The organism is Kitasatospora sp. NPDC056181, from assembly GCF_042266225.1.
Classification (GTDB): Bacteria; Actinomycetota; Actinomycetes; order Streptomycetales; family Streptomycetaceae; genus Kitasatospora.
The window spans coordinates 1-10377 of record NZ_JBHJUK010000109.1; the positions used below are offsets into that span (position 1 = coordinate 1).

The window sequence follows — 10377 nt, forward strand, 5'->3', positions numbered from 1 at the left end:
GCTCGCGGGGGCCCCCCCCGCCCGGCTCCGCTTGCCGGCCCACGCCCCACAAGCAAGCGCCCGCGCCGCCCCCGGTCGTGCGCCCGGCCGGCCCGCCGTCGCGGGCCGGCACCGGCGGGCCTACAGCCAGCCGCGCTCGCGGGCCAGCAGCGCCACCTGGACCCGGTTGGTCGCGTCCAGCCGGCGCATCAGCGTCGCCACGTGCTTGCGGTAGGTGCGCACCGAGATGCCGAGGTCGCGGGCGCCGCTCTCGTCCTTGTCCACCGTGTACAGCGACTTGAGCACCTTGCGTTCGAGGTGGCTGAGCGCCTCCGCCGCGTCGGACTCCGCGTCCTCGGCCGCGGGGAGCTCCTGCGCGCTGCTCCACATCCGCTCGAAGAGCGCGACCAGGGCGGACACCAGGCCCGACTCCCGGATGAGGACGGCCCCGCGGGCCGTGTGGGAGGGGTCGAGCGGGGTCAGGGCGGCGGACCGGTCGCAGATGATCAGGCGTTCCAGCGGGGCGTGGGAGATGCGGATCTGGGCGCCCTTGGCGGTCAGCTCCCGCGCGTAGTTCATCGTCGTCGGGTCGTCGAGCGCGGCCGCGCCGAGCAGCGTCCGCATGCTGACCCCCCGCCTCAGGACCCGCTCGTCCAGCGGCCGCGCGTGGGCGATGTTCTCCGCGCTCATCACACCGGTCGGGTTGGTGGTCAGGCTCTCGGCCCAGGTGAAGAAGGTGAGTTCGTCGAGGACGGCCCTGACCGCCTCCATGCCCTCCAGGTGCTGGATCGCGTCGCCGGTGTCCGCGGCCCGGGTGTCGGCCGCGCGACCGCCGTGCTCGTTGATGAGGGAGCCCACCACGTCCCTGGCGGCGACCTGTCCCTCCAGGTCGTCGCGGAGCCGGCGCACCTTCGTCTCCACCAGTCCCTCCACCGCCTTGGCGGGCGGCACCGGGTGGAGCACGCCGTCCGACCCCTCCCGGACCAGTCCGAGGGTGGTCAGCCGCGCGCAGGACTCCTGCACCTGCCGTACGTCCTGCGACCTGTTCAGGGCGAACGCCGCCCGGCCCTTCTCGCCCGCGCGCAGCAGCCGTCTGTAGAGCTCCTCGTCGTCGGAGTCGACTCCCAGGAACGCCAGACTGGGCTCGCCCATGTTTCCCCCTTCGCCGCGCACGGCTGTGATCATTTCCAGTTGGTTCCGGCGTGCGGGCCGGTCCATGCCGCACTGGAGGGGAAACAGGCGCCGGCGGGAGGCGCTGCGATGCGCGCCGGACTCTGGCCGCAGCCACGGCGCTCGCCTCGGTACCCGGCACCGGTCGTCGGCGCCGGGGCACAGTGCGGATGGATCGGGTTCTGGTCAGGAACCCGATCAGGAGTGCAGGGTCGGTCTCCTCCGGGTCGCGGGGTCCCGACGCGTGGCGGTCGCACGCGTCCCGGTGTCGGACCTCAATCCCGGGGTCGTCCGGGGCCGGACGCCGATGCATCCGGGTCCGGCGCGGTCGTGCACGCGCCGCGCGGCAGCGGGTGGCGCACAGTCGGAGGAGCTGCCGGTACGTCGGCGGGCCGCGTCAACCGACCCACGGATGCGGTGGTGTGGATCCCGCGCATGGATGTTCCCCCAGGATGCCGAAGCGGACCGGGGTCGATACCTGGGCCCGCCATCGGCTAGATCCTCACCGCAGCGCTATAGAAGTGTCAACTACTCGTGGACCGAGCGTCCCGGCCGCCGGACGGCGGCCGGCCGGGAACGGTTCGTACGGCGTCGGCAGCGCTTGGCCTGCCAGGATGCGGGCGGCCCGAACGGGGCGACGGGCCCCGCGGAAGGACGTGTCCATGGCAGAATGCGCCCATGCTTCACATGCGCAGTCGCGACGCCGGGTAGGCGCCGCCCTACCGTGCGTACCGGACGGTAGGGGTCCGGAACGGGTGCCGGTGCACCCCCGGAAACGACGGAGGACCCCGCCGCCCGAGGGCGACGGGGTCCGACCTGTGCTTAGGAGGCGCGCTCGGGGCGCCGCACCCGGGGTGTTCGCCCGCGACGGGCGCACGGGGCGTGCGCTCAGGAGCCCTGGCGCGCCACCGCCCTCGGCGCCCGGAGCTCCGGAGCCCCCGGCGCGGGGAGCCGCGCCCCGGAACGCTCCATGTACGCGAGGAGCGGACCGGTCATCGCGGTGGTGGCCAGGGCCATCAGCACCAGTGCCAGGACCAGCGGGCCCGTCAGGATGCCGGCCTGGAGCCCGGCCTGAATGGCGATCAGTTCGGTGAGGCCGCGGGTGTTCATCAGGACGGAGATCTGCTGAGCGTCGCGGCGCGACTGGCCGCCGAGCCGCGCCCCGAGGTAGCCGCCGGCCGTCTTGCCGACGATGCCGAGCAGGACCGCCACCGTGATCAGGCCCCACGGGGTCGAGGCGTAGGCCTTGTTGAAGACGTTGATGCCGGTCACCACGAAGAAGACGGGCACCACGGCGGAGCCCGCGCGCGAGACCTGTTCCACCGTGCGGCTCCAGGGCGAGGACTCGTCCGAGGGGATCGAGAGCCCCACCACCGCAGCCCCGAGGATCGCCGTCATCCCCATGTGCTCGACGGTGACGGCCACGGCGATCGCCGCGGCGCCCAGGGCGACGGCCGCCGTGCGGGGGGCCCGCACGCACAGGCTGCGCGCCCGGGCCGTCGCGAGGCCGAACCGGATGGCGAGCCCGCACGCCCCGGCGACGGCGAGTGCCAGCAGGGAGTGCAGGAACCCGGCGACGCTGCCCGCGCCCAGGCAGACGGCGAGCGTCAGCAGCAGCCAGCCCACGGCGTCGATGACGATCGCCGAGGACAGGGTCAGCGCCCCCGCCGTGGAGTCCTGCATCCTGCGCGCGTCCAGGATCCGGGCCATCACGGGCACCGCGCTGATGGACAGCGACACGGCCACCATCAGGACGAAGGCCGACAGGGGGGCCGTGCCGCGGACGGCGGCCCCTTCCCGGGTGAGGATCCAGACCGCGAGCAGCACCCCGCTCAGCAGCGGAAGGACCAGGGAGCCGGCCGCCACCCAGCCGACCGCCCGCCTGGGCAGGTGCACCGACCCGCGGCGCATGTGATGGGCGAGACCGACGAGGAAGAGGACGAGGCCGGCCTGGCCCACCAGCTTCAGATCGTCGAGGACGGCCTTCGGCAGGACGGAGGCGAAGGTGTCCGGGCCCAGGAGGGCCAGGGCGACGGGACCGGCCAGCAGCCCCATGGTGATCTCGCCGATGACCTCCGGCTGGCGCAGCAGGCGGGCCGCCTCGCGCCCGGCCTTGGCGGCCACCAGGACGACGGCGAGGACCGCCGCCACGTGCAGGAACAGCATCGTTCAAACCCTTCTACGGCTGGGCGCGGAGGCTCACGGAACCGACGCGGAGGCTTGTGGCGGGGGTGCGGAGGCCTTCGGCGGCTGCACGGGGGCCTGCGGCGGTGGCGCGGAGGTGTCCGGCGGCGACGCGGAGGTGTGCGAGGAAGGCCCGGGGGAAGCGAGGGGGCCGCTTCCCCCGGGCACGCCCGCCCTCGTCGGGGGGTGCGACATGAGGGGGGACGACTGGTCCGTCTACGCGGCGAGCGCCTGGCGCCAGCGGACGGTGGACCCGATCTTCAGGATCGAGGCGCGGTAGACCCGGGCGGCGAGCCACATGCAGCCCGCGGTCGCCGCCAGCATCACGCCGGCGGCGAGCAGCTGCTGGGTCACGGAGACGGTTCCGACGCTGGCCTGGAGCGGGATCAGCATGCCGGAGAAGGGCGGGATGTACTGCAGGACGCCCACCCAGGGGGCCGACAGGTCGCCCGCGGCGACGGCGACGACCCCCACCGGGACGAGTGCGAGCACCATCACCGGCATGAGCACCGACTGCAGTTCCTCCGGGCGGGACACCAGCGATCCGGCCGCCGCGAAGAGACCGGCGAACAGCGCGAAGGACAGCAGGAACCACACCATCAGGGAGAGCATCGCCCCGGTACCGGGCAGGGAGGTGGAGGACCCGCCCGTGACGGCACCGGCGCCGGCCATGGCACCGACCAGCACGGCGATCTGCAGGACGGCGGCCGTCCCGATGCCGGCGACCTTGCCGGTCATCAGCCGCAGCGGGGTCAGCGTGGAGAGCAGGACCTCGACGATGCGGGTGGACTTCTCCTCCACCACGCCCTGGGCGATGAGCGAGCCCTGCCCGATGATCTGCATGAACAGGACGACCAGCAGGCTGACGGCGGCCGCCACCTCCTTGGTGGGCGGGCTGCTGCCGACGGTGACGATCTCGGGTGCCGCGTCGGCGAGGGCGGCCTCCAGGCCCGGCCGGTCGACGTGCTGGGCCTCCAGCGCGCGGGACATGGCCCAGGTGCGGCTCATCGCGACGGCCGCCTGCTGGGCCTGCGGGTCGCTGTTGCCGCGGACCAGGACCGACACGCGGCCGCCGGCGACCACGACCGCGGCGTCGACCTGCTTGCCGTCGGTCTGCTCCCGGGCCTGGTCGAGGCCCGAGCAGGCCTGCACCCGCACCTCCTTCGCGGTGACCCCGAACTCGGACTGCGGGGCACCGCAGGCCGCGACGGTGAACGTCTTGTCGGCGCCCATCGCGGAGAGCCCGACCACCAGCGCGGCGACCACCGCGACCATGACCGCCATTCCGACGAAGTAGCCCTTGCTCGCGAGGCGCGCGCCGACCTCCCGCCGGTAGACCAGCAGGACGTCCTGCCAGGACCGGGAGCGGTGGGTGCGTGAGGCTGGGGTCATCGGTCGGTACCGCCTTCCGGCGACTCGATCAGGTCGCAGAACATGTCGGTGAGCGTCGGCTGGTGCCAGGTCATGCGGCGGACGGTTCCGTGCGGCATGGCCGCCCGCAGCAGGTCGTTCTCGGTGTGGGTGCCGGCCAGTTCCACCAGCACCCCGTCGTCGAGCCGTTCGTAGGACGCGACCGCGTCCACCCCGTCCGGCCAGTTTGCGGCGGCGCCCTCGACCACGAAGTGGATGCGGGCCGGCGCCTGGGAGCGCAGCGCGTCGAGGCTGCCGCACGCGGCGAGCCTGCCCCGGCGGACCACGGCGACGCGGTCGCACAGCTTCTCCACCAGCTCCAGCTGGTGACTGGAGAAGAGCACCGGGGTGCCCTGTGCCGCCTTCTCCTTCAGGACCGCGCTCATGTCCTGCACGGCGAAGGGGTCGAGCCCCGAGAACGGCTCGTCGAGGATCAGCACGTCGGGGTCGTGGACGAGGGCCGCCGCCAGCTGCACCCGCTGCCGGTTGCCCAGGCTCAGCGACTCGACGGTCTTGTCCCGGTACTCCGACAGGTGCAGGCGCTCGGTCCAGCGCACCATGGCGTCGCGCCCCTCGGAGGCCGACAGGCCGTGGAGCCGCCCGAGGTAGACGAGCTGCTTGGCCACCGTCATCTTCGGGTACAGGCCGCGCTCTTCGGGCATGTAGCCGAAACGCGCGGTGTCGCGCACGCTCACCGGGGTGCCGCCCCAGCGGACCTCGCCCTCGTCGGCGGCGAGCACGCCGACCGCGATGCGCATGGTGGTGGTCTTCCCGGCCCCGTTGCTGCCCACGAACCCGAAGATCTCGCCGGGCGGCACGGTGAAGGAGAGCGCGTCGAGCGCCTGGCGTTCTCCGTAGCGCTTCGAGAGGGAGTCGATCTCCAGCGGATTCAAGTCCGTTCTCTCTTCCTGGTGCTGGGGCGGGGCGGCGGTGGGAGGCCGGGCCTGGTGACCGCTGCGCCGAGGGCTGCCGGGGGTCGGCACGGTGCCGGGTCCTTTGGGGATACGGCGGACAGTGCGTTCCGCGAATCTACTACTTGAAAAACAGGAAAGTCCATGCCAGTCTGGCAACCATGGACGCTGAAGAAGCACGACGCGAGCTTGAGCAGGCCCACCTGTCCTACCGGGCCTCGGTCGAACCCCGGCTGCCGGCCTGGGCGCCCCCCACCTGCGGGCTGCTCGTGGGTGCCGCGGTGGCGCTGGGCGGTCTCAGCCCCTCGCCCGCCTGGCTGAAGGTGCTGACCATCGGTACCGGGATCCTCCTCGCCCTGGCCGCCGACCAGATCCTGACCCGCATCCGGGCCGGGCAGGGCGTCACCGGTCTGCGCGGCCCCGCCCGTCGCCGGCGCAGTCGCACCATCAACGCCTGTGCGGTGATCGTGATCTGCGCGCTGGCCGTCAGCCCGGACCTCCGGTGGATCTGGGCCGGGCTGGGCGTGGTCGTGTTCGGCTACACCTGGTTCACACTGCAGAAGCAGGTTCGCGCATGACGGCCGAACTGGACGACGCGTTCCGGACCGTCACCCGCATCCGGATCGCGGCGTTCCTCTCCGGATGTGACGAGGCGGAGTTCCGGGCCGTCCAGGAGTACTGCGACCTCTCGCCCTCGAACCTCTCCAAGAACGCCTCGGCGCTGGAGGAGAAGGGTTACGTCGCGGTCCGCAAGGGGTACGCCGGAAAGACGCCCCGTACATGGCTTGCACTGACCGACGCCGGCCGCGGTGCCCTGGTCAGGCACATGGCCGCGCTGCAGGAGATCGCCGACAGCGCCGCCCGCCACGCCTGAGAGGCGGGGCGGGCCGGCGATTGGTGCTGCCTCAACGGGGGCCGTCTCCGGGAGGGACGGCGCCCCGTTGAGATGAGGTCACAAGATCAGCACTTGATGTCGTACGTGGTGGCGGACGCCACGAACGAACCGATGATGACGGAGATCTCGATGGAGCCCGGGGCCTCGGCCAGCGCGTCCGCGGTGAACTCGTCGGCGTTGGTGTAGGCGGCGTAACCGGCGATGAGCTTCTCGTTCATGGGGTAATCCTTTTCTGGTGAGCCGTTCCGAAGGGTTCGGAACGGAACGGGGAAATTCCGCGGTGCGGTTCCCTCCGAGAGCCGCACCAGGAAGGTGCGCATCTCAATAGACGACGGGAAAGGGCGGGTTGCCTGCCCGGACATTCCGCCGGCAGGCCGAGGGACGAACCTCGGCGCGCGGGCCTGAGCTGTCCGGGGGAGCGCACGGCGCGGTGAATTCCTTCATCCGCCGCCACCCTCCGCACGGGATGTGCCCGGTCATGAGCGTCGCACCTCTGGGCCGGGGTGCTTGATCAGCAGCCGTTGTCCCAGGTGGCCGCGACGCTGAAGCCCAGCGACGCGGCGGTGATGACCCAGCTGACCGACTCGGCGGAGCCCGGGGCGTCGCTGAGGGCGGTGGTGCCGTACTCGTTGGCGTCGGTGTAGGCGGCGTAACCGGCGATGAGCTTCTCGGTCATGGGAATCTCCTTCGGGTGGCGCCCCCGGGAGGGGCGCTTTTCCTTCAACCTCACCGGGCGGTGCGGTTGTTGTGAGAGAAGTTCAGCATCGGCCGAGGGGTCGCGTCGATGAGTCTTCGATCCATTCCTTGCATCGGCACGACGGCTGACCAGCCGGTTCGCGTCGAAAAGGAAAGCGGACCGGAAAGTTGACCGGGGCTTTCGGGGCTCCGGCGGGCGGAAGGGCGCGTGGTTCGGCCGCGCCGGCGGGCCGCCCCGGCTGCCGGGAGGCGGCGGCCGGGAGGCGGTTGTCTGCCGTGACACCGTGGCGGTGGTGCCCCGACCTCCGCCTGACGGATGGTCACCACGCTGTGGGAAGTGCCTGGGAGCCTTCCTGGGAGCCTGCTGGGAACATGTGCAGCATGTGGCACCGCCGGCTGCAGGAGTATGCGAACCCCGGCTCTCGAACCGGGGGCCCGGCGTTGGCAGAGTTGTCCCTGCAAGGCGAGAACCACCAAGTACCAGCAATGCCAACGGGGAGAGAGCAATGCGCGAGATGTTCCGTTCGAAGCCGGTCGCCCGCAGGGTGGGCACCATCGGTCGTACCGTGGTCTGTTCGCTGCTCGGAGCGGCCTCCCTCACGCTCTGTACCGTCGGTACGGCCCAGGCCGTCGAGCCGGCGCCGGTCGTCAGCGCGCCGACCGCGAGCTCTCTCCCCGACCTGGCGCTCGACCAGGTGCTCCCCCTGGTCGTCGACCTGCTCGGGATGGACTTCCACGACTGGGGGTGAGCCGCCCCGGGGCTCCGCCGGCCGGGCCGGCGGCACGGCGGGGCCTTTGACGGACGACGGGAAGGCGGCATCGCTCCGGCCGGCGACGACGGGGCGGGGCCGGTGCCCCTCGACCGGGGCGCCGGAGGGCGCGCGGCCGTCCCGGCAGGCCGCACCGCGGACCGGGCGTGATCACCGCCACTCCCCGGACGGCCGTGCAACCGCCGTCCGGGGCACGGCAGTCACGAGCATCGGCGACCCGGCAAGCGTGCCGGGTCGCCCACCGCCCACCCGCCTCGTCACAAGGACCCGTCAATGCCCACTCACCATCGCGTGCGGATCGTCGCCACGGCCGACGTCCCGTACGGCGCCGCGTCGGAGCTGGCCGCGGTCCGGCTGGTCGCGCTCCTGCCCGCACGGTGGACGTGCGCCGGGCTGGAGTGCACGCCGACGAGCGCCGTACTGGCCCTGGCCCTGCCCGGGGAGGCTTCGCCGGCCGAGGTGGCCCTCGCGGTGGACGCGGCCCTCGCCCAGTCGACCCTGCGCGGCTGGGCCCGGGTCCCCGCCTGATCCGGCTCCGCCGTGCGGCGGTCCGGGCGCGCGGGCGGGCCGACGCGCAGTGCCCGTGTCCGACGACCCTGAGCTCACCCCCGATGCCCGCGTGCCCGCGGGTCACCACGAAAGCGAACGACGACAACGACACGAGGGAGAATCACCGTGCCCCGGCCCCCAGCCATGCCCTCCGATCAGAAGGCCGCCATCGTCCTGTCCATCCTGGCGGGCGAGATCACCGCTGCCGAGGCCGCCAGGTCCGCGGGAGTCACCGGGCAGGCCATCAGCAACTGGAAGCGCCGCTTCATCGAGGCCGGTTGCGGCGGACTTGAGGCGACCTCGGACCCGCAGGCCAGTCGAGAAGCCGAACTCCGGGAGGAGATAGCCCGGTTGAAGGGCGCCCTGGGCGACTCCTACCTGCAGCTGCAGGCCATCCGCCAGTCGATGCGCCCGCGGGCGGGCGCCGGCGGGCCCGCCCGCGCCCCCCTCGGAGGGCGCGGCAGGGGCGAGGCGCACGCACTCGGCCAGGCGCGTCTCAACGGCGTGGTGCCGGCGCAGCGTTCCGCCTCCGGGGCCTGACGGCCCGGTCCCGGCGCTCCGGTGTCCCTGGTGCGGACGCCGGAGCGGTGGCGTTTCCGGCCCGCGTTTGCGGTCTGCGCGTCCGATGTGGCGCCCGAGGCGGGGCCCGGCGGGTCCTGGCCGACCGGGTTGCTCATCCGATCATCAAAGATATCTGTTCGGATTCCGCGCCATTCTGGCCGATATTTTTCCAATTTATTATCCGACAAATTCTGACGCTTGTGAATCTTTTCCAAAATCCCCCGCTTCGGCTTCCGGGCACCGTTAGTATCGGAACGATTGCTTTCGGTGACCGTTCGGTGCCGGACCGCGAAGGGGGTAGCCGTGAGTGGGAAGCTGCGCGCCGTGCTGCGTCGTGTCGCCTACCCGACCCTGCTGGTCACCGTCGTGTCGATATCGGTCGCCGCCCTGCGCTGGCGCTGGGACCTCGGGCGGACCAGTCAGCTCTTCCTGCTCGGCACCATCGGCTGTCTGACGGCCCTGGAACGGTTGATCCCGTACGAACCTGAGTGGCAGCCGACCGTCGGCGAATGGGGCTGGTACGGCGTCTACTTCGTCCTGACGATGATCGGCGGGGCGCTGGCGCAGCTGCCGGTGACGGCCGCCGTCGGGTGGTTGGCGCCGCCGCATCCGACGCTGCCGCTGTGGGCGGAGATCCCGGCGGCGCTGCTGTTGGGCTCGTTGGCCAACTACCTGGTGCACCGCTGGAGCCACTCCAACCGGTGGCTCTGGAGGCTGCACGGGGTGCACCACGTGCCCGGGAAGGTCAACGTCGCCAACAACGGCGTCAACCACGTCGTCGACGTGCTGGTCACCCAGGGAGCGGTCCAACTCTCCCTCGCGCTGGCGGGTTTCTCGGCGGAGTCGGTGTTCGTGGTCGGTCTCTTCGTGGTCGCCCAGGGCTATTTCGTGCACGCCAACGTCGACGTCCGGCTCGGCGTGCTCAACCACGTCTTCGCCGGTCCGGAGCAGCACCGGCTCCACCACAGCGCCGACCTGGCGGAGGCCGGCCACTTCGGCTCCGACCTCTCCGTCTGGGACCACGCCTTCGGCAGCTTCACCTGGCGGCCCGGCCGCCGGCCGGCCGTGGTGGGGCTGCGGCACCCGTCCGAGTTCCCGCGGACGGACGAGGTGATCACCAGTCATCTCCAGGCCTGGAGGCGGCCGGTGCGCCCGGTCCGGGTCGACGACTCCCCGGCCTGAGGGCCCGTCGGTCCTCCCCGTCGGTCCTCCCCGTCGGGCCGGCCCGTGCGGGCTGCCCCGCCGAAGTCCA

12 protein-coding genes are annotated in these 10377 nt (G+C 72.3%); 6 read left to right on the plus strand and 6 right to left on the minus strand.

What is annotated here, in order from left to right; genetic code table 11:
• Nucleotides 1–120: 120 nt before the first annotated feature.
• The 4 genes from ACFC1F_RS31495 to ACFC1F_RS31510 form a co-directional block, all read right to left on the minus strand.
• Nucleotides 121–1131 carry a LuxR C-terminal-related transcriptional regulator gene (locus ACFC1F_RS31495; protein ID WP_376163417.1) on the minus strand — a complete coding sequence of 337 codons (1011 nt, stop codon included), beginning with the start codon at nt 1129–1131 and terminating at the stop codon, nt 121–123.
• Nucleotides 1132–2037: 906 nt separating this feature from the next.
• Nucleotides 2038–3315 carry a cation:proton antiporter gene (locus tag ACFC1F_RS31500; RefSeq protein WP_209413789.1) on the minus strand — a complete coding sequence of 426 codons (1278 nt, stop codon included), beginning with the start codon at nt 3313–3315 and terminating at the stop codon, nt 2038–2040.
• Nucleotides 3316–3549: 234 nt separating this feature from the next.
• Nucleotides 3550–4725, minus strand: a complete 1176-nt coding sequence (locus ACFC1F_RS31505) for an ABC transporter permease (RefSeq protein WP_376163419.1) — start codon at nt 4723–4725, stop codon at nt 3550–3552.
• Nucleotides 4722–5636 (minus strand): ABC transporter ATP-binding protein, encoded by a 915-nt coding sequence (locus ACFC1F_RS31510; RefSeq protein ID WP_376163421.1) that lies wholly within the window; start codon nt 5634–5636, stop codon nt 4722–4724. The genes ACFC1F_RS31505 and ACFC1F_RS31510 overlap by 4 nt, the downstream gene beginning before the upstream one ends.
• Nucleotides 5637–5815: 179 nt before the next feature.
• On the opposite strand from ACFC1F_RS31510, the gene ACFC1F_RS31515 reads away from it, so the two are divergent.
• Together ACFC1F_RS31515 and ACFC1F_RS31520 are read left to right on the plus strand one after the other, a co-directional pair.
• The gene (locus ACFC1F_RS31515) at nt 5816–6232 is read left to right on the plus strand and encodes a hypothetical protein (RefSeq protein WP_209413786.1); all 417 of its coding nucleotides are present in this window, start codon (nt 5816–5818) and stop codon (nt 6230–6232) included.
• Nucleotides 6229–6528 (plus strand): transcriptional regulator, encoded by a 300-nt coding sequence (locus ACFC1F_RS31520; protein WP_209413785.1) that lies wholly within the window; start codon nt 6229–6231, stop codon nt 6526–6528. Before ACFC1F_RS31515 ends, ACFC1F_RS31520 begins: the two co-directional genes overlap by 4 nt.
• 86 nt (nt 6529–6614) lie before the next feature.
• Here the strand turns inward: ACFC1F_RS31520 and ACFC1F_RS31525 are convergent, their stop codons facing one another.
• Both ACFC1F_RS31525 and ACFC1F_RS31530 read right to left on the minus strand, forming a co-directional pair.
• Nucleotides 6615–6767 (minus strand): LxmA leader domain family RiPP, encoded by a 153-nt coding sequence (locus ACFC1F_RS31525; RefSeq protein ID WP_209413784.1) that lies wholly within the window; start codon nt 6765–6767, stop codon nt 6615–6617.
• A 293-nt stretch (nt 6768–7060) separates the two neighbouring features.
• Entirely contained in the window at nt 7061–7225 is a 165-nt protein-coding gene (locus tag ACFC1F_RS31530; RefSeq protein ID WP_209413783.1) for an LxmA leader domain family RiPP, read from the minus strand.
• Nucleotides 7226–7751: 526 nt separating this feature from the next.
• Between ACFC1F_RS31530 and ACFC1F_RS31535 the strand changes: the two genes are divergently transcribed.
• From ACFC1F_RS31535 to ACFC1F_RS31550, 4 genes are all read left to right on the plus strand, one after another.
• The gene (locus ACFC1F_RS31535) at nt 7752–7994 is read left to right on the plus strand and encodes a hypothetical protein (RefSeq protein ID WP_376163423.1); all 243 of its coding nucleotides are present in this window, start codon (nt 7752–7754) and stop codon (nt 7992–7994) included.
• 294 nt (nt 7995–8288) lie between these two features.
• The gene (locus ACFC1F_RS31540) at nt 8289–8543 is read left to right on the plus strand and encodes a hypothetical protein (RefSeq protein WP_209413781.1); all 255 of its coding nucleotides are present in this window, start codon (nt 8289–8291) and stop codon (nt 8541–8543) included.
• A 165-nt stretch (nt 8544–8708) separates the two neighbouring features.
• Entirely contained in the window at nt 8709–9104 is a 396-nt protein-coding gene (locus ACFC1F_RS31545) for a transposase (protein WP_376163425.1), read from the plus strand.
• Nucleotides 9105–9428: 324 nt separating this feature from the next.
• Nucleotides 9429–10307: a sterol desaturase family protein gene (locus ACFC1F_RS31550; protein ID WP_376163427.1), complete on the plus strand. Its 879-nt coding sequence runs from the start codon at nt 9429–9431 to the stop codon at nt 10305–10307.
• The last annotated feature ends 70 nt before the right edge of the window (nt 10308–10377 follow it).

Excerpts from the sequence above, each read along its gene's own strand:
- ACFC1F_RS31495 (WP_376163417.1), bottom strand. The coding sequence starts at position 1,131 with ATGGGCGAGCCCAGTCTGGCGTTCCTGGGAGTCGACTCCGACGACGAG.
- ACFC1F_RS31500 (WP_209413789.1), bottom strand. The coding sequence starts at position 3,315 with ATGCTGTTCCTGCACGTGGCGGCGGTCCTCGCCGTCGTCCTGGTGGCC.
- ACFC1F_RS31505 (WP_376163419.1), bottom strand. The coding sequence starts at position 4,725 with ATGACCCCAGCCTCACGCACCCACCGCTCCCGGTCCTGGCAGGACGTC.
- ACFC1F_RS31515 (WP_209413786.1), top strand. The coding sequence starts at position 5,816 with ATGGACGCTGAAGAAGCACGACGCGAGCTTGAGCAGGCCCACCTGTCC.
- ACFC1F_RS31520 (WP_209413785.1), top strand. The coding sequence starts at position 6,229 with ATGACGGCCGAACTGGACGACGCGTTCCGGACCGTCACCCGCATCCGG.
- ACFC1F_RS31525 (WP_209413784.1), bottom strand. The coding sequence starts at position 6,767 with ATGAACGAGAAGCTCATCGCCGGTTACGCCGCCTACACCAACGCCGAC.
- ACFC1F_RS31530 (WP_209413783.1), bottom strand. The coding sequence starts at position 7,225 with ATGACCGAGAAGCTCATCGCCGGTTACGCCGCCTACACCGACGCCAAC.
- ACFC1F_RS31535 (WP_376163423.1), top strand. The coding sequence starts at position 7,752 with ATGCGCGAGATGTTCCGTTCGAAGCCGGTCGCCCGCAGGGTGGGCACC.
- ACFC1F_RS31540 (WP_209413781.1), top strand. The coding sequence starts at position 8,289 with ATGCCCACTCACCATCGCGTGCGGATCGTCGCCACGGCCGACGTCCCG.
- ACFC1F_RS31545 (WP_376163425.1), top strand. The coding sequence starts at position 8,709 with ATGCCCTCCGATCAGAAGGCCGCCATCGTCCTGTCCATCCTGGCGGGC.